The organism is Candidatus Chlorohelix allophototropha (assembly GCF_030389965.1).
GTDB classification, from domain to species: Bacteria; Chloroflexota; Chloroflexia; order Chloroheliales; family Chloroheliaceae; genus Chlorohelix; species Chlorohelix allophototropha.
Genome location: NZ_CP128399.1, coordinates 1,380,829 through 1,398,151, shown reverse-complemented (window position 1 = coordinate 1,398,151; position 17,323 = coordinate 1,380,829). Strand labels below are relative to the sequence as shown.

General features: G+C 47.0%; 15 protein-coding genes and 1 tRNA gene. 10 read left to right on the top strand and 6 right to left on the bottom strand.

Annotated features, from left to right (window positions below; translation table 11 throughout):
* The first annotated feature begins 418 nt into the window (after window positions 1-418).
* From OZ401_RS05865 to OZ401_RS05855, 3 genes are all read left to right on the top strand, one after another.
* Window positions 419-1,048: a LuxR C-terminal-related transcriptional regulator gene (locus tag OZ401_RS05865; RefSeq protein WP_341469775.1), complete on the top strand. Its 630-nt coding sequence runs from the start codon at window positions 419-421 to the stop codon at window positions 1,046-1,048.
* Window positions 1,049-1,213: 165 nt separating this feature from the next.
* Window positions 1,214-1,294 (top strand) — tRNA-Leu (locus OZ401_RS05860).
* A gap of 239 nt (window positions 1,295-1,533) precedes the next feature.
* Window positions 1,534-1,833, top strand: a complete 300-nt coding sequence (locus OZ401_RS05855; protein ID WP_341469774.1) for a 4Fe-4S dicluster domain-containing protein — start codon at window positions 1,534-1,536, stop codon at window positions 1,831-1,833.
* A 49-nt stretch (window positions 1,834-1,882) separates the two neighbouring features.
* On the opposite strand, the gene OZ401_RS05850 is transcribed toward OZ401_RS05855, so the two are convergent.
* A complete protein-coding gene (locus tag OZ401_RS05850; protein WP_341469773.1) occupies window positions 1,883-2,530 on the bottom strand; it encodes a 2'-5' RNA ligase family protein in 648 nt (215 codons plus the stop codon).
* A gap of 179 nt (window positions 2,531-2,709) precedes the next feature.
* Here OZ401_RS05850 and OZ401_RS05845 point away from each other — a divergent pair, with 179 nt between their 5' ends.
* Complete coding sequence (locus OZ401_RS05845; RefSeq protein ID WP_341469772.1) at window positions 2,710-3,852, top strand: M24 family metallopeptidase; 1,143 nt, start codon at window positions 2,710-2,712, stop codon at window positions 3,850-3,852.
* Window positions 3,853-3,910: 58 nt separating this feature from the next.
* Here OZ401_RS05845 and OZ401_RS05840 read toward each other — a convergent pair whose 3' ends face one another.
* Together OZ401_RS05840 and OZ401_RS05835 are read right to left on the bottom strand one after the other, a co-directional pair.
* Window positions 3,911-4,237 (bottom strand): DMT family transporter, encoded by a 327-nt coding sequence (locus OZ401_RS05840; protein ID WP_341469771.1) that lies wholly within the window; start codon window positions 4,235-4,237, stop codon window positions 3,911-3,913.
* A gap of 1 nt (window position 4,238) precedes the next feature.
* On the bottom strand, window positions 4,239-4,802 hold the full coding sequence (locus tag OZ401_RS05835; RefSeq protein ID WP_341469770.1) for a TetR/AcrR family transcriptional regulator: 564 nt from the start codon (window positions 4,800-4,802) through the stop codon (window positions 4,239-4,241).
* Between the two features lie 293 nt (window positions 4,803-5,095).
* Here OZ401_RS05835 and pyk point away from each other — a divergent pair, with 293 nt between their 5' ends.
* The 3 genes from pyk (at window position 5,096) to OZ401_RS05820 (ending at window position 7,938) form a co-directional block, all read left to right on the top strand.
* Window positions 5,096-6,544, top strand: a complete 1,449-nt coding sequence (gene pyk / locus OZ401_RS05830; RefSeq protein WP_341469769.1) for a pyruvate kinase — start codon at window positions 5,096-5,098, stop codon at window positions 6,542-6,544.
* A gap of 26 nt (window positions 6,545-6,570) precedes the next feature.
* Window positions 6,571-7,119, top strand: coding sequence for a carboxymuconolactone decarboxylase family protein (locus tag OZ401_RS05825; RefSeq protein WP_341469768.1), 549 nt, complete (start codon window positions 6,571-6,573; stop codon window positions 7,117-7,119).
* Window positions 7,120-7,695: 576 nt separating this feature from the next.
* Entirely contained in the window at window positions 7,696-7,938 is a 243-nt protein-coding gene (locus OZ401_RS05820) for a CsbD family protein (RefSeq protein ID WP_341469767.1), read from the top strand.
* Between the two features lie 131 nt (window positions 7,939-8,069).
* On the opposite strand, the gene OZ401_RS05815 is transcribed toward OZ401_RS05820, so the two are convergent.
* Window positions 8,070-8,924 (bottom strand): aldo/keto reductase, encoded by an 855-nt coding sequence (locus OZ401_RS05815; RefSeq protein WP_341469766.1) that lies wholly within the window; start codon window positions 8,922-8,924, stop codon window positions 8,070-8,072.
* A gap of 492 nt (window positions 8,925-9,416) precedes the next feature.
* Here OZ401_RS05815 and OZ401_RS05810 point away from each other — a divergent pair, with 492 nt between their 5' ends.
* From OZ401_RS05810 to OZ401_RS05800, 3 genes are read left to right on the top strand one after another with little or no spacing between them, the layout of a single operon-like run.
* Entirely contained in the window at window positions 9,417-11,531 is a 2,115-nt protein-coding gene (locus OZ401_RS05810; RefSeq protein WP_341469765.1) for a UvrD-helicase domain-containing protein, read from the top strand.
* Window positions 11,528-12,454, top strand: a complete 927-nt coding sequence (locus OZ401_RS05805; protein ID WP_341469764.1) for a RecB family exonuclease — start codon at window positions 11,528-11,530, stop codon at window positions 12,452-12,454. Before OZ401_RS05810 ends, OZ401_RS05805 begins: the two co-directional genes overlap by 4 nt.
* Window positions 12,451-14,679 carry an ATP-dependent helicase gene (locus OZ401_RS05800; protein ID WP_341469763.1) on the top strand — a complete coding sequence of 743 codons (2,229 nt, stop codon included), beginning with the start codon at window positions 12,451-12,453 and terminating at the stop codon, window positions 14,677-14,679. Before OZ401_RS05805 ends, OZ401_RS05800 begins: the two co-directional genes overlap by 4 nt.
* A 118-nt stretch (window positions 14,680-14,797) precedes the next feature.
* Here OZ401_RS05800 and OZ401_RS05795 read toward each other — a convergent pair whose 3' ends face one another.
* Complete coding sequence (locus OZ401_RS05795; protein ID WP_341469762.1) at window positions 14,798-15,100, bottom strand: thiamine-binding protein; 303 nt, start codon at window positions 15,098-15,100, stop codon at window positions 14,798-14,800.
* Window positions 15,101-15,435: 335 nt separating this feature from the next.
* Window positions 15,436-17,163, bottom strand: a complete 1,728-nt coding sequence (locus tag OZ401_RS05790) for a sialidase family protein (protein WP_341469761.1) — start codon at window positions 17,161-17,163, stop codon at window positions 15,436-15,438.
* Window positions 17,164-17,323 lie beyond the last annotated feature (160 nt).

Genomic DNA, 17,323 nt, shown 5'->3' with positions numbered 1-17,323 from the left:
CCCAACATCAGAAATTCTATACTACTAAGATACCAAACCTATTTTGGGAATGCATCAGGTGTTTTCCTAATCTATTTTTAAGGAATCATTACAGATAATTCTAAAAGTAAGTTTCCTCTTATTCTCAAATCTCGGCGAACTATCTAATAATCGATAAAAGAGGTGAATAGAACTAGCCGAAGCTATCATATAGATTATAATTATATTATATATAGATAAATAATATAATAAATCAATTCTAGGAAACTAGATTTAATAAGTGCTTATGGAAGATTATTGCTGTTAATAAAATGTAAGTATAATGACCTTGTATCATTAACGATGAGTAATGAAATACATCTTGTAAATCGGCGCGTAGTTTACTATAATTCAATCATTGTGAATAAAACAATTACATTGAAATAAATAGAGTAAGCTTGTGAGCAAAATAATTTTGTTTGATTTAAGCCGTGAAAATAAAATGCGCGTTGTTGGAATCCTAAACCAACTTCGTAATTATTCGCTTTTCAAAGAGGTTAGCACTACAAAGGAACTCCCCGTTGAAAGCGAACCTGTTACCATTATTTGTGGGTTGGCTAAGCCCTCTACTCACAATTTCAATATGATCGGTGAGTTGAACCAAAGTCCTAATCATCGCATTCTGGTTATCTCAGAGCAGGATGACCAATCATCTCTCTGGTCGCTGCTGCAAAAAGGCGCTGCCGGAATTCTCTTGGCGGGTTTTAGCAAGGAAGAACTGCAAATTGCGTTGGATGCTCTAGCTGCCGGACAAACCTTCATCAGCCCTCGCGTATCGAGTGGTCTCATCAAGGATTATTTAAAAGCGGTGAAATCTTGCCCTAGCTTGCTTGCCCTGATGACACCCGAACAGCGCGAAACCTTGAAGCTGATTGCAGAAGGTAAAACCAGTAAGCAGATTGCCGAAAAATTACACCTGAGTCCTAAAACAGCAGATTTGTACCGCTCCAAGATAATGAAAATAATCGGCGTTACTGATATTACAGGGATAGTGCGATTCGCCCTTAGAGAAGGTTTGGTAACTGCTTAATAGGGGTAAGGATGCTGCTCTCCTGAAACATTAGTGTACCGTTCTCTTAGCCTTAAAGAGATGGTACACATTTTAATATTTCTGCTTTGAATCTGCGTTTTTGTATAAGCACGACATGACATGTCGCTAGCTTTCTGCTATACTTTAGAACATCAAAAGCTGCGTGGGCTAGTGGCGGAATGGCAGACGCGAGCGACTTAAAATCGCTTGAGGAAACTCGTGTGGGTTCGACTCCCACCTGGCCCATCTTTTTTTGTGTGAAGCTTGTGCAAAAACGCACTTGTCAACCATACTAGAAAGTGGTATGATTTCACAAATTTCCGGTTATATACACTTTTGCATTCACAAAGAGTTGATCTTAAAGTGCCATATGCTGAAGTGAACCTCTGCTACTGCCACCAATCGCTAACTAGGCTCTTAGGTTGGTATCCACAAATGATTTGCCCGATTGGGCGTAATAGAAACTAGAAAAGAGGAGACAAGAGATGGCTTACATTATAACCGAGCCTTGCGTGGATGTAATGGATAAATCCTGCGTCAACGTTTGTCCGGTTGATTGCATCTATAATGATGAGGAAGACCGCTCGCTTTTTATTAACCCGGATGAATGCATTGACTGTGGCGCGTGCGAACCAGAGTGCCCTGTTTCTGCGATTTTTGCGGAAGAAGAAGTGCCGGATAAGTGGAATGCGTTCATCGGCATTAATAAGCTTTACTTCAGCGATAAGGCAGCGGCACGTGCCAAGCTTGCTAAGCTGTATCCGGAAAAACGCAGCAAGGAATAAGCTGTAGTATTACAATACGAACTGTAGAGGCGGCGCAATCAGCCGCCTTTTATTTTGCAGCGGGAATTGACCCAAATTTGAAATGAGAAATGGTGCGCCAATCAAAGCGATCATCCGCTATAGGTAACTGCGCCAGTAAGCCCATCTCCTCCGCAATAAAACGGAAATCAAGTTTGTAGCTACCGGTATCCAACTCATGTTGAAGCACAGCCAGTTCTATATCGCTTAATTTGTTGCCAATTGTTAGGTGCGGGTGGTATTTTGCACCTTCGAGAGAATCTGCTGCTCCATCGGGATAGAAGCGTGAAAGCACTTCAATCAATTTCTGGTGCAAATGCCACAGAGGCGAGGCATCCGCAATTTTCAGAAAAACCACATTACAATCCGGTTTCCTGAAAACATCATAGCCCGATAGCGCAACCGCAAATGGATTAATAGTAGGGGTTATTTCTTCTATAGCGCGGCATACAGTGTGAAAATGGGCGGATAAATTAGGTTGCTTACCGATTGAAGCTGGTCGTTTTAAGGTAATATGAGGGGGTATTTTCATCTTGAAGCCCGGATCATATCTAAATCTGACATAATCCAGTGCGGTAGAAACCTCTGTAGGGGCATAAAGAATAATAGCAAATTGAGGTTCTTGCTCATTATTAGCTCGAATAGAGCTTAGTGTCCCGGTAAAACTGCTGGTTAACAAATCTGATCACCTGTCAGATAACGTTCTGGCTGCTCATATTAATGTTTGCCTGAGCAGTATAATAATGTAAACCAATTCTACGACGGATATTTGCTGCGAATTATAGCACGGCTAAAAAAATCAAACAATTGAGAAAAGATATTAATATTTTATACCCTCACAGAGAGGAGATTAGAAAGATGGCAATTGGTGAAGCACAAAAGTTGGAGGCACAGGAAAAACATACTCGTATCCGCGCTTTTATGGCGCGAAACGGGTTGGGGGCGCTGGTTTTAGGGCGACAAAACAACTTTGCGTGGGCTACAGGAGGCGGGGTGAATTGGGTGAATACCGCTACGGATCTTGGCGCAGCCTCGTTGGTTTATACTGCTTCTGGTAAGGCTTACGCCCTTACTCAGAATATTGAAGTTCTTCGCTTTGAAAATGAAGAAGGTTTGAAAGAACTGGGCTTTGAGGTTGTACCGCATCGTTGGTGGGAAGGGAACTCCGCCAAACAAGTAGTTTTGGAAGCGTTGTTAAGTGGAGAAGGTGCAAAAGTTGGCGCGGATTTCCCGCTCGAAGGAGCAGAAAATCTTGCCCCATTATTAGCGCGCGAACGTTGGAGTTTGACCTCGCATGAGGCGCAGCGTTTCCGGGAACTTGGTAGATTGGCATGCGAAGCTTTAGAAATCGCTACGGCAGAGGTTAAGCCCGGTATGAGCGAATGGGAGATTGCGGGAAGGCTGGCACAAGAGTGTTTTAGCCGTTCTCTGTTGGCTCCGGTTACGTTGGTAGCTACGGACGAACGTATTTGGCAATATCGCCATCCTGTACCAACTTCGAAGAAGCTGGAGAAATACGCCATGCTGGTGGTATGCGCCCGCAGCGGTGGTCTTATCGCCAGTTGCACCCGGTTGGTACATTTTGGTGCGCTTGCGCCGGAACTGGCAAAGCGCCATGCAGCAGTTCAGCGTATTGATGCGGTCTTTAATCTAGCTACAAAACCGGGCGCAGCTATTAGTGAGGTTTTCAAGCAGGGTTTGGCGCAATATGCCCGCGAAGGTTTCCCGGACGAATGGCAATTGCATCATCAGGGCGGTGCGGCAGGCTACGAAGCCCGCGATTATGTTGGTACACCTGATAGCTCTGAAACCGCGCTAGATTGGCAGGCGTTTGCTTGGAATCCCTCCATAACAGGCACTAAAAGCGAAGATACTATTTTGGTGAGCAATGAAAAGGGCATGGAGATTTTAACCCAGTCTCCCAACTCGAAATGGCCTAGCACCAACGTTGAAATCGAAGGGTTGGGCGACATACGCCGCCCTGATATTCTCGTCCTTTAGCCGACTCAAAAGGCGCGGATGGTGCTAATTTCAACCGCGCCTTTTACCTTTTGTTATGCTAACTGTGGCTTGTCCCGCTCAGATTCAAGCCCACTACCCCTGCAATAATCAACACCAGCGAAATTAGCTTGAGGGCGTTTAGCGGTTCGTTGAACCAAAGGATACCGATAGTGGCAATCATCGCCGTACCCATCGCACTCCAGATAGCATAAGCCACGCTTACATCTATTTCTTTCAGAGCAAAGGACATTACGGTGAAAGAACCGCCGTAGAAAACGAACATTAGTGCCCCAAACAGCGGTTTGCTAAAGCCTTCGCTCAATTTTAGGCAGGTTGTACCGCACACTTCCAATACAATTGCGCTGCCCAGCAATACCAGCCCCATACTAATTCTCCCCGTTTTCTGTGCTGCTATTCTGCTTCGATAATTTCAACATTAATTCCATAATCTCTTGTTTTAGTTCAGGAGACATTGCCCCAAACCCCAACGCTTCGGTGTACCAGAACCCGTCTGCCGCCATTCTCAGGAGGGTTGCAGTAGCACGGTCGCCGCTGCTTTCCTCAATGCGTTTTTGCCATTCGGTATTAGCTTTTTGCAACGGCTCCAGTAGTGTGCGGTTAGTGGCAACCGCTGCGGTAATTGCCATATATACTGCTTGTGGTGTTTCATCCGGCTCAAGGCTGGCGCGAATATAGCCCCGCAGCCAGCGTCCTTGTGGTTCTGGGTCATTCGCCACTGCTAATTCTATTTTCTGCTCGAACTGCTCTCCCATATAACGCAACATCCCGCTTACAAGTGCTTCTTTGGAGGGGAAATGATATAGCAATCCGCCTTTGCTAATACCGGCTTCTTGTGCTACCGCTTCAAGGGTCAGCTTTTCCGTCCCCTCGCGTTCCACCAATCGGAAAGCCCCTTCGATTATCAAGGTACTTTTGTTATTATTATTCATCTCAAATTCTACTTATCCTTTGACTAACCATTTATTGTTTATCTGCTTTAACATAATTCATATGCCTATACGGCGAATATCATATGCTACCCACACAAATACTGTACCGTCTGGACGGTATAGCTGTCAAGAAGGATAACAATGTTTAAAGCTTCGTTCTTTATTGTGTTTGAAGTGTCTTTGCTTTTGATAATGTATAGGGATAGTTCAGCCCCTTCTCATTTTGCTTAGCAGGGTTTAGTGTATAATATGCCATTATATTTACCGAGAGAAAGATAAAGCTAAGGAGCAATATGACGCGACGGACAAAAATCGTGGGAACCATTGGACCTGCCTCATGGGACGAACCGGTGTTGCACCGCCTTATTGAAGAGGGGTTGGACGTGGTGCGGCTGAACTTTTCACATGCAGAACACAACAAAGCGGCTGAAACTATCGCACTGGTGCGTCGCTTAGCCAATGAAAACGAGCGCAATGTAGCTATTTTGCAGGATTTGCAGGGACCGCGAATTCGCACCGGCAAGGTGGCAGAAAAAATCCAACTAGAACAGGGAAAAGAAGTAGTTCTTACCACTCAGCCTGATTTTGTAGCAACTTCGCCGGATATGATCGGGGTGGATTACGCCGGGTTATCGCTTGATGTGAAGTCAGGTGATTTGCTTCTGATTGAAGATGGGCTTTTTAAGTTACAGGTTTTGCATACTACTGCTGATGCCGTGCATTGTGTAGTGATTGAGGGCGGATTGCTTGGTAGCCATAAGGGTATCAATGTGCCGGGCGTAACACTAGGCGTACCAACGATAACCGATAAGGATAAAGAAGACCTGCGTTTTGGTATTGAACAGGATGTGGACTATGTAGCGTTGAGCTTTGTACGCCAAGCCGAAGATGTTATCCAATTACGCCAACTGATTCAGAAATATGCTGGAACGGACGACCCGTTACATTTGCCGCTAATTATTGCTAAAATCGAGAAGCATGAAGCAATTGCTAACTTCGATGCGATTTTGGCAGCAGCAGATGGGATAATGGTAGCACGTGGGGATTTAGGAGTGGAATTACCCACCGAGCAGATACCGGTGCTACAAAAGCGGATTATTCGCAAATGCAACGATGCGGGCAAAACTGTAATTACCGCCACCCAGATGCTCGACTCAATGACTCGTAATCCGCGCCCTACTCGTGCCGAAGCTTCGGACGTGGCTAATGCGATTATCGATGGTTCAGATGCTACAATGCTTTCCGGCGAAACTGCCAGCGGGCTTTACCCAATCGAAGCGGTGCGGGTAATGAGCCGCATTGCGGAAACCATCGAACGCGAATGGTTGTTTAGTTCGTATCACACCCGTATCCATTACGGCTATGCTACCAATATTACTGATGCTATCAGTCAATCGGTGGTGGATATATCTTTGGAGTTGGGTGTCAGCTTGATATTGGCAACTTCTTCCAGTGGTTCGACTGCCCGAATGATTTCACGCTGCCGCCCCTCAGTGCCGTTGCTGGTAGCTACCGCCGAGGAGCGCACCTATCGCCGACTCGCGTTGGTATGGGGTACGGAAGCGATCAAAACCGAGCATTATTCTATCACTTCCGAAGTGGTAAATCGTTTGCAGCAGAGGTTGCTAGAACGTTCGTTAGTTAAGCCCGGTGACAAGATAGTAGTAACCGGAGGCTTGCCCGTGGGCGTGCCGGGGCAAACCAATATGCTGAGGGTGGTCACAATCGGGCAAGGGATTTGATTATTTTTCGGAAAGAGGATAAGAAAATGAATCGGGTAAAACTGGTCCAGAAAAGTGAAACTAGTGGCGAACTAACCGCTACTTATGAAGCGATTGAAAAAGCGCGTGGCGGCTCTGTTCCAAATATGTTTATGGCGCTTGGCTATAACAACGGCATGCTCAGTTCGGCTTTTGATGTTGCCGCTTTCATAGGTGCGCCCAGCCGCGTGCCGCCTAAAGATAAGCAAATTGCCTATCTCGCTGCCAGCCGAATTAACGGATGCGAATATTGCCTAGTGCGCCATACTGCTGCTGCTATGAAAGCGGGTTTGACATCTGAGCAAGCCGCTGCTTTTCAACGAGAAGGGAATATTTCCAGCGATCCGGCTTTTGATGCGCGTGAACGGCTAATTGTTGAAATGGGGGAAGAACTAACCCGCACTCCTGCACTTTCTGCCGCTACTTTTGATAGCTTGCGAAGTTATTTCGATGATGAGGAGCTTGTAGAACTGGTTTTTTCGGTGGCTGCCGCCAATATGTTTACTCGCATTGCCAGTGCGTTGGAAATTGAATTAGAACCCGGTTTTAAGAAGTAACTAGGTCTGCCAGACTTGCTTATAAGAGAAGCCGGATAGATATCTAGCTTCTCTTTTTTTGTGCCTCCGCACTTAAAATCTTTAGTAGAGTTCAAACCAGTTAGATTACGATTACTCCAGTTTTACCATAAGTGTGGTAACAAACAGACGACTTTATCTTTTCAGTTTATCATGGGGTTAGATATGATACGTTTTAGCCTCGACTTGATTTTATTTCTTTTTCCAAGAAATAATTATTAAGCCTGTCAAGACACGCCTAACTTTGAAAAATGACTAAATAACAATAGAAAATCCTGCCAACGTTCCACATTCGCCGAGAAAAAGTTGTTAAACAATAAATCTAACCATTACCCTCAAAGGATATTGTCAGGTTACTTTATGATTTATTTGTTCCTAAGTAGAGCAGCCGATAAGTACAACAGACTTTAATCAGGCTGACTCCAGTAAAAATGGTAGAGTAGTTTTACAAGCTTAGATTTTAGGTAAACCGATGGCACAAGAATTGCAATAGAGAAATTCATTGTGTTTTTGATAGTGACCTAAGATTTCTAAAATATCATAATGGAGGATTTAATTATGAAAGATGGCAAAAACGATCGCGCCAGAGGAAAAGCAAAAGAAATTGGTGGCAATGTTCAGCGTAAGCTTGGCGAGGTGCTGAGTGATGATGAACTTAAAGCCAAAGGTGAAGCTAACATTGATAAGGGTAAAACCCAAAATGCCGTTGGAAAAGTTAAAGATGCGGTTAAAGACGTGGGAGATGCGGTTAAAGAGAAAGTGGATGATATAACCAACCACAAACACACTCATAAGAATTAGAAATTTACCCTTTTGGGCGATCTAAAGCGATGTCCATTTTTGATAACTTAACAGGGTTATCCTACTCAATTGCCAGAGAAGCCGGAAGCATAGCCAGCTTCTCTTTTTTTGCGCCTTCGCAATAAAAGCTCTTATTGTTTGGAGATTTCCGCTAAATCCTCGGCACTCAACTCAATTTCCGCTCCCAGCACATTTTCTTCTAGATGTGCCACCGAACCTGTGCCGGGGATAGGCAGCATTACCGGTGAACGTTGCAGTAGCCACGCCAAAGCCACTTGCGAAGGGGTAGCGTTATATTTGTGGGCTATTTGGTCAAGCTTGCTGCCCGGTTTCGCTAACTGCCCCACCGCCAGTGGGAACCATGGTATAAAACCTGTTCCATCCTTTTCGCATGCATCTACCATATTTTCCCAGTTGCGGTTGGTCAGGTTGTAAAGGTTCTGCACGCTAACCACTTTGACGATTTTGCGTGCTTGTTCCAATTGTTCAACGCTAACTTCGGAGAGACCGATATGTCTAATTTTGCCTTCCTGTTGCATATCTGCCAGTACTCCCAGCGTTTCTTCAGCGGGTACATTGGGATCAATCCGGTGCAACTGGTAAAGGTCGATTCGTTCAAGGCGCAACCGTTTGAGGCTACCTTCCAGTGTGGCACGCAAGTGTTCAGGGCGGCCGTTGGGATACCAATTATCAGGACCGCCCCGCATCAACCCACCTTTGGTAGCGATTACCAAATCTTGCGGATATGGGTAGAGCGCTTCGCCAATCAACCGCTCGCTCACTTCCGGTCCGTAAGAGTCGGCAGTATCTATAAAGTTGATGCCAAGTTCGATAGTGCGGCGCAAAACCGCAATAGCTTCATTTTTATCCTGCGGTTCGCCCCAAATGCCCTGCCCGGTGATACGCATTGCGCCAAAACCGAGTCTGCGTACTTTTAAATCGCCACCGATCGAGAAAGTATCGTTCAGGAATTTTGAATTGGTCATAGTGATATATATCCTATCTTGATAGCTAATTGCCGTTTATGTGCTGTTGTTGCAAGATTTGTGCGTCAAAACCAGCTTTAGCAACGGAGGAAAGCATGAATGTCGAATGGATTATAACAACTTTTGTGAATATTGACGACTTAATGAAACAATTTTAGGCATAAAAGCATGGTCAACTTAAAATCGGTGATACCAAAGTTTTGACCTTAGCCCCTATCAGATAGAGCCTACTACTGTGCTGCTTGAGGGATTGAAACGTGTGCTATTATGGAGATGAACAAATTAGCAATTTACCTTGGATAGAGCCTAATTCCGATTGAGGAATTACAATGCAAACGATAGGCGAATAAGAGCCTGCATAATTTGGACATACGAAAGTTCATAAAGCTAATGATCGGTTACAGCCTTGATTGCCTTACTTCACCCTAAATCTTTGCCAAATCCAGTTTTTTCTTACTAATTAATCGCACACTTAAACCGGAGAAACCCATTTTGGCTACAAATTGGCTCACAACCATGAAACCCAGCTTTACCACCGATTGGCTAAAACTCCCGCCTAAAGAATTGCACCAAGTGCTTGAAAAAATCAAGCTCCTCGAACAAGACCCCCATCCCGATGCCAAGGTTAAAAAACAACTTAAATATCTAGACGGCAAGTTGCATCGAATTCGGAGCGGAGATTACCGCATCTTTTACACCTTTGACCAGAAATATGTGAGCCTTCTCGCTCTCAAAAAGCGTGCCGAAGACACCTACGACGAAGATTATGATGTGGAATTTCTCGGTGGCTTGGATGTTGAGTTGGGAGGAGATACCCCCAAAACCCAGCCGGATTGGGAGAAGTTTTTCGCAACCCACGAACCGGAAAAGACCAAGTTGCCAGAAGCCATTACCCCAGAACTCCTGAATATGTTAAGGATTCCTCCCGAATGTCATGCCCGTCTGATACAACTTACCACTCGCGATGCGCTGTATGATTGCCCCGGCATTCCCGACGAATACCTCCTCAAACTCGACGAGTACATGTTCGAGCGTCCCCTCGTACAGGTAACCCAGCAGCCAGATTACCTTCTGGGCGAAGTTGAAGACTTGCTGCGCTTTAAAGAAGGGGAACTGGTTTCCTTCCTGCTCAAACTCAGCCCTGACCAAGAAAAGTATGTAAACTGGGCGCTAGAAGCCTCAGGTCCAACGCTGGTAAAAGGCGGTCCCGGCACCGGAAAAAGCACCATTGCGCTCTACCGCATCCGCTCGCTGCTAAAGGCGCTTAAATCACAGGGCGTAACTGCGCCCCGTATTCTATTTACCACTTACACCAACGCTCTTGTAACCTCCTCGCGCCAACTTCTAGAACAACTGCTTGGCGAGGATGCCAAGTTGGTAGAGGTGCAAACCGCTGATAGCCTAGTCTGGTCAATTTTGCAAAAAGCAGGCAAACAGCACCACCCTGTCGCAGACGAAGAGTTAAAAGCGCTGCTGCGGAGAGCGAAAGTGCGAGCGAAAAGCCACTTAGAGGGGAACGCTATTCAAAAAACTTCGCAGGAACTGGCGCTTGACCGCATGAGTGAGAACTACCTTTTAGAGGAAATCTGCACACTACTCGTAGGCAGGCAACTTGAAACTCTGGAAGAATACCTGAAAGCAGCCCGTCCCGGTAGAAGGATGTCGCTCAATGCCAACCAACGCAAAGGAGTTTGGCAGGTACATTTAGCCTTGTTGGAACTGCTGAAAGAGGCACAAAAGACCACTTTTTCCCACGCCCGCAGCGATGCTCAAAAAATGCTGGCTACTTCTTCTGTCCGCGAAACTTATGACGCGGTGGTGGTAGATGAGGCGCAAGACCTAGAGCCAAGTGTCCTACGCATACTGGTGTCTCTCTGTAAAAGCCCAAACCGCTTTTTCGTTACCGCCGATGCCAACCAATCCATCTACGGAAGCGGGTTCAGTTGGCAAGATGTGCATACTGATCTACGGTTTCAGGGACGCACCGGAGTGTTACGCACCAACTATCGCTCTACCCGTGAAATAGGGGAGGCGGCTCACTCCTACCTTTCCAATGGTAGCCTTGAAGCTGAAGAAGCCCAACGCGAATATATCAATACGGGACTACCTCCCGGCGCAAGATCGGTTGAAGATACCGAAGAAGAAGCCCAACTGCTGGCGCTATTTCTGCCAAAGGCAGCACGAGAAGCGCGTATGAGCCTCGGTGCGTGTGCGGTATTGTGCCCAACCGAAAATTCGGGTAGGTCTGTGGCAGCCCGTTTGCGCCAACTAGGTGTGGAAGCCACCTTTATGCCCGGCAAAGAATTGAACCTTTCCAGAAGGGAAGTAAAAGTAATCACCCTTAAATCCTCCAAAGGTCTGGAATTTCCGGTGGTAGCCTTAGCAGGCTTTCAGGATACTGCTTATCCAAACCAACCTCCCAATATAAAGGAAGATGAAAAAGCCGAATACCTGTCGGTAGAACGGCGCACTATGTACGTAGCAATGACACGCGCTATGCGAACCTTACTCATACTGATTCCCGCCCAGACCACTTCTCCCCTTCTCTCCGGTTTTGACCCTACCAAGTGGAATCTCGGTACAAATCAGGAAGGCGTGAAAGCATGAAACCAATAGTTTTAACGGATGTGGCAGGCTATCGTTTTAGCGCGTCTGCCATAAACCAGTATTTGCGCTGCCCCCGCAAGTTTTACTACTCCAGCCTTCTACGACTGCCGCAGCCCTATTCCACTACCGCTTCATTCGGCACAATCATTCACGATACACTCGAAAAGCTGCACAACTGGGCAGGGGCACAGCCCATTCGCCCCATTTACGAAGATGCGAATGCCCAGAGCCAACTAGTCCTAGAGGAAGTTTGGCAAGAAGCAGGTAAGGGGTTTATCTACCCGGCAGTTCAAAAAGCCTATCGACAAAAGGCGCAACGCCTCCTCAAGCGCTATACGCAGGTCGAGTTTCAGCGTATCGGCGCAGATGTTCCCATCCGCACCACCAGCGAAAGCTCCTTTGAACAAAACTTTCATCTAGGTCGCTTCCCAATAGCAGGACGGATAGACCGGGTGGATTACTTTGGAAGTGGGGAAGTCGCCATAATAGATTACAAAACCGGCAGTGGGGAAAAAGGTCACAATGCGCTTATCAAGGACTTTATCAACCTAGCACAAAAGTCCACTTGGCAGCCTACCGATTACCAGTTGCCTCTCTACTACTTCTACTGGAGTGCGGTAGCCGGCACGCCTCCCCGCTATATCGGGCATTACCAACTCAAACATTCCAAAGGTCCTCGCCTTACCCTGATTGAAATAAGACCGGGTGCGCCTACTCCTGAAGAGCGGCTAAAGGGTAACCGCAAATATCTGTATCAGGAGGAAATGGAAGAAATACTTCCCGCTCTCCTTCAGGTACTTGAGGAAATGGATCAGGCGAACCAGAACTTCCCCACGCACCCCTCCAGTGTACGGGAGTGCCAGATGTGTCCCTACACCTTCGCTTGCGAGGGAGCGGGAGAAGAGGAAGGTGAGGAAGAATGAGCAGCGGTATGAACCTAGAAGAGTTTTTGATTGAAGAATTAAACGAAAATCAGCGGATTGCAGTAACCAGCGCATCTGAAATGTCGCTTCGGATTGTAGCAGGACCCGGCACCGGGAAAACCAAAACCTTGGTGGCACGTTTTCTTGCGCTGACACTGGGAAATTCGCTTCCGGCAGAGCGGGTACTAGCGCTGACCTTTACCGAAAAAGCCACCGGGGAAATGGTAGAAAGAGCCAGCCAACTCTATCAGCAAAATAAGCTTACCCTAAGTCAGCACTGGATTAGCACCTTTCACGGCTTTTGCCTCCGGATACTGGGAGGACAAGCGGAGACAGAGATAACCCGTCCTCACATAATGACCGAGCTAGAGCGGCTGAAACTACGGCAAGAACTATCTCGTGAAATTCTATTACTGCCTGACTTGTCGGAAAGCTATCCCCATCTGGATTTTGCCGACCACCCTGCTCTTTTTGATGCCGCTTTTCTCGCTATCGAAAGGCTGCGGGATTCTTACTGTACTCCGGAGGAGATATTGGCAAAACTCCACCCTGTCGGGAGTTCAGGCGAAGAGGGTTATCGGCGGGATATTATGGGCTTTACCGCCGAACTCTACCGCTATTACCGGGAAAAGCTGGCAGAAATGGCGCGATTGGACTTCCCGGAAATGGTCTATCAGGCATATTATCACTTGAAAGATAATCCCGACCTCTGCCAAACCTACCGAGAGCGATTTCATCACATTCTGGTAGATGAGTTTCAGGATACCAGTCGGGGTCAGCTACAATTACTAAAACTCCTCTCCCCGGACTTAAGCCGAGTGACGGTGGTAGGAGACCGCAAACAATCCATCTACGGCTGGCGAAACGCTCGCCCTGAAAACTTCGATGACCCGCAGCTTGCCGGAGCAATCCAAGTTCCCCTGACGCTTAACTACCGTTCTTACCAAGAAATCCTCGATATTGCTGCCAGAGTAATCCTCCCCTTGGCGGATTCTCAGCTTTTCCTACCCGAAGAACTCACTATTACCGCTAATAACAAGAGTGGTCCGCAAGGCTGTGTCACTTTGGCTTGCCCAGAAGATAGCGTGTCAAAAGAAGAGGGGCTGAAAGCAGAGGCGCGTTTTATTGCTAGTGAGATAAAGAAACTCAAGGAAACGCAACCGGATAAAACTATCGCTCTGCTTCTCAGGAGTGTGCGAATCCAGAGCAGACCCTACGAAGAAATATTCAGGGCAGAGGGAATTGAGTATGTAACTTGGGGCGCAGGAGGGTTTTACGATCGGCAAGAGGTAAGAGACCTCATTGCCATCTTGAGACTGGTAGAAGACCCCTCTGATGGGCAGGCATTTTACCGACTGGCACATTCACCCCTTTTCAAACTAGAGCAAGCGCTACTTTATGAACTAGCGTTAAAGGCACGAGCCGTAACCAAAGAACGCAACTGGAGTTTTGAAGCAGGGATAGAGGAGTTGGCGGAAGTACCTCAAGAATTGCGAGAACTACAAACCTTTATCGCCGAGTGTCGCAAAGAAGCGGCACAACTCACTCCCGCGCTGTTGGTGGAATGGATACTTAGCGGCGAACGGTATAGCCAATACTTTGAAAGTCGGCGGGCAGGAGAGCGGGAGCGGGTGGAAGCCAACCTCTCCAAACTTATGCGACTGGCAAATGAATTTGAGAAAGCACAGACGGAGGCAGCTACCTTAAAGGACATGGTGGAGTATTTCAACCTGTGGATCGAATTTGATTTGCCTGAGCAGGAAGAATTGTTAGTACCAGAAGACCCCAAACCGGGAGTGGTGCAAGTAATGACGGTACACCTCTCCAAGGGGTTGGAATTTGACAGCGTGTTTGTGGCAGGGATAAAGCCCAGCCAGTACCGGGTGGAAAACCGCTTATTCAGTTACGAACCGGATTTAGAGTATGAATTTGAGGGGGGCTTTGCTATCTTGAAGTATCAAGGTGAGGACGGAAGAATTGAAGGCAGCAACCTTGCCCGCTACAAGGAGATCCAAAAGAAGCGCTGGTTGGCAGAGGAACGTTTTGTTTACTATGTGGCAATGACAAGGGCGAAAAGTAAGCTATGCCTAACCACCCCCTATTCTGAGCAAGTGATAAAGGAGATGAAAGGCAGGGCGGAAAATTTCTTGTTCCGCGAACTCACGAGTTGGGTGGAAGAAAAAGAAAATCTTAATTTCTCGGCGATTACATATCTCCACTTCTGAGCAAAGGGCAAGCCGCAATAACTAAAACCCTCAAGTCTGGGAAGGGGCAATCTCGGTTTTGTGCCGAGGTTGCCGTCCCACTCAAGTAACCGCTTGTTTTGTGGTAAGTTAGGAAGCACTATTCTTTGCCGAACCACTTGTCCATATAGCCGAGCGGGTTTTCGCTTTCCTCTCCACTGTCGGCGATTTTGATTATTGTAATAACTTTGCTTGCTCCGGCGAGGCGCATAGCTTTAGTCATTGCTGGAACCAACGCCAGCACTGCTTCAAGCTCTCCCTGCACCCACGTTCCCAGCGGCCCTACCTGATATTTGAGACCGGATTGCTCTATCACTGCGATAGCTTTGTCCACAAAACCATAAGGTTCTGCCGGGTCATTGGTCAGTGGATTCGGTAGCACCTGTAAATCAGCAATAACCACCGTGTTGTCTCCTTCTTAAGTTATTTTTTGGAAATCAAATCGTTGCTGCCGGTTACAAAACATAGCATTGTTAGCTGTTGTGCAACTTCCAGATCGGTTTTGCGCCTTCAGTACGGTCTAGTTTGAACAGAGTCTGGTTAGCATAGAGCGCTTTGTTCACCTCACTTTTTGTGATGGACTTATATTATAGCAACTCGCGTAAAACCATGTCCTGTTGCGCTCGATAGCGGGTACGCCCAGTTCGGCAAATACAGCCAGATTTTACAAACAGAAAAACCGGGAGAAAACGATGATTCGCCCGGTTTTGGATTTACGATTCAAGCGTTATCCCAATTTTATTTTAAGGGAATGGCTTGGGTGTAAGCATCTTGGTTAGGGCTGGTTAGTCCCGGCATACCCCGGAAATCAGTCCAGCAGGGGTGGATTACCAAGTCGCTGCCCATCGCCACCGCCGTATAGTCACCGATGAATATACCCTGCAATATCTTACCGGAAACTGCGCCGACACCAACAAATTGAATTCCGGGGTCTGAGGTTTGCGTGGTAATTCGGGTGACATCATTTTGCTTAAGATTACCCAAACCGTTCGCCTTCACATAGGCATAATCCAGCCCGGTTCCGTTTCGATCGTAACTGCGTGTGTAGAAGGTAACTGCTATTTTGCTATCATAAGCGGCAATAGCCGGGTAAACTTCATCGGCGCTTGTGCCGAGTTGATAGAGATTCCAGTTGTTGCCATTGCCGGATGTAGCCACAAAAACATCCCCATTGGTTTTGATGGAATTGCCAAAGCTATCGTATTGCCCGTTACGGTCATCCGCCCAAGTGATGTAAAGGCGACCTGTTTGCGGGTCAATCGCGAACGAGGGGAAACTGTTAATTCGGAAGTTTTCCCCGGTGAGAGTAGAGCGACCAGTATCAGGATTGTACGGGAAATCATAATCAACGGCTGCTTCCGTGTTAGTAAAAGTTCTACCCCCATTGGTAGATTTAGCCACAATAATTGCATCATGGTCGGTGGGTTGGTCGCAGTTAAGGCTCTGGCAAACTGCACTTTCGTAAGCAATGTAAAGCTCTCCGTGTTTGCCTACCTGTGGATATGAACCTTGGCTATAAGAAGTTATGCCTCCGGGCGTAAAGGTTGGGTTCACTTGTACAAAAGGAGACCACTGCCCGGTTCTCTGGTCGCGTTTGGAAACCACGATTGGGGAATCTACTAGCCCAAAGCGTGTCCAGCTTACGTAAGCCGTTCCAGTTTCGGGGTCAACGCCCACCCATTCTTTATCATTGAAAAAGTCGGTGGGTAAGGGGTTTCCTGCCGAATCGACTCCATCAAGTTGGACGATTTCCGGTTCACCCCAAGTAAGACCCCCGTTATGTGACACACTAATCGTAATACCGCCCCCGGCATTTAAGCGGCTAAAAACGATATTGGCGTAATAGACTGTGTTATCTGGACCAAATGCGATTGCCGGATCACCCGCCGAGTCCATATCGGAAAGTGCCCCGGTTGCGCCGGTCTGGAAGGTTAGATGCGGTAATTGAACATCCTTCCAAGTTGCGCCACCATCAAAAGTGGTGTAAGCCCAACCGGAACCGTCGTTTCTGCCCTCGCGAGTGTTGAAAATCCGGTAGTCGTTAGTACCGGCTACCAAATTCTTGGGGTTCTCAGGGTTAACCGCAATTGTAGTCTCGTTCTGGGCGCTATTACAACCTAGTTGCGTGCCCGCTTGTACGATAGTGTCCCCGTTGATCATGTCAACATTTGGGGAGGGCTTTTTGTAAAGATTGGTTTGACCGATAAGTGACTGGCAAAGCGCCGAGAGGCTGAGGTTGGAGTCGGTAGTGTCCGAGTCGCTATCCATTCCGAGAAGTGTTTTAAGCGTACCGTTGTTAATGTGGGTAGGCTTGTTACTAGACTTCAGGTTTGGGCTGGCTTTCCGTGTTCCCTGCGCTGTGCTTCCATCGGCGAAAGCTAAACCTGTGCCGGTGGTAAGCAACGCAACTAATAAGAACAGAGCAATAAACCTGTATAGTCTGACTTGTTTATAATTTCCTATCATCACGGTCTATATCTCCTTTCACAACAGTGTGTAAAGATAAATAACCAACAAACTCATGCACGTTTGGCGGGGGATAATAAGCTTGTTCAGGATTAATCTTGAGAGTAATACTTGTAGTTTGGTGTAGGTTTTGGATGTGTATTACAGAGGTTGGGATTAT

Bases quoted from the DNA above. Each gene is read 5' to 3' on its own strand.
- OZ401_RS05855 (WP_341469774.1), top strand. From the start codon at position 1,534: ATGGCTTACATTATAACCGAGCCTTGCGTGGATGTAATGGATAAATCC.
- OZ401_RS05845 (WP_341469772.1), top strand. From the start codon at position 2,710: ATGGCAATTGGTGAAGCACAAAAGTTGGAGGCACAGGAAAAACATACT.
- OZ401_RS05840 (WP_341469771.1), bottom strand. From the start codon at position 4,237: ATGGGGCTGGTATTGCTGGGCAGCGCAATTGTATTGGAAGTGTGCGGT.
- OZ401_RS05835 (WP_341469770.1), bottom strand. From the start codon at position 4,802: ATGAATAATAATAACAAAAGTACCTTGATAATCGAAGGGGCTTTCCGA.
- pyk (WP_341469769.1), top strand. From the start codon at position 5,096: ATGACGCGACGGACAAAAATCGTGGGAACCATTGGACCTGCCTCATGG.
- OZ401_RS05825 (WP_341469768.1), top strand. From the start codon at position 6,571: ATGAATCGGGTAAAACTGGTCCAGAAAAGTGAAACTAGTGGCGAACTA.
- OZ401_RS05820 (WP_341469767.1), top strand. From the start codon at position 7,696: ATGAAAGATGGCAAAAACGATCGCGCCAGAGGAAAAGCAAAAGAAATT.
- OZ401_RS05815 (WP_341469766.1), bottom strand. From the start codon at position 8,924: ATGACCAATTCAAAATTCCTGAACGATACTTTCTCGATCGGTGGCGAT.
- OZ401_RS05805 (WP_341469764.1), top strand. From the start codon at position 11,528: ATGAAACCAATAGTTTTAACGGATGTGGCAGGCTATCGTTTTAGCGCG.
- OZ401_RS05800 (WP_341469763.1), top strand. From the start codon at position 12,451: ATGAGCAGCGGTATGAACCTAGAAGAGTTTTTGATTGAAGAATTAAAC.
- OZ401_RS05790 (WP_341469761.1), bottom strand. From the start codon at position 17,163: ATGATAGGAAATTATAAACAAGTCAGACTATACAGGTTTATTGCTCTG.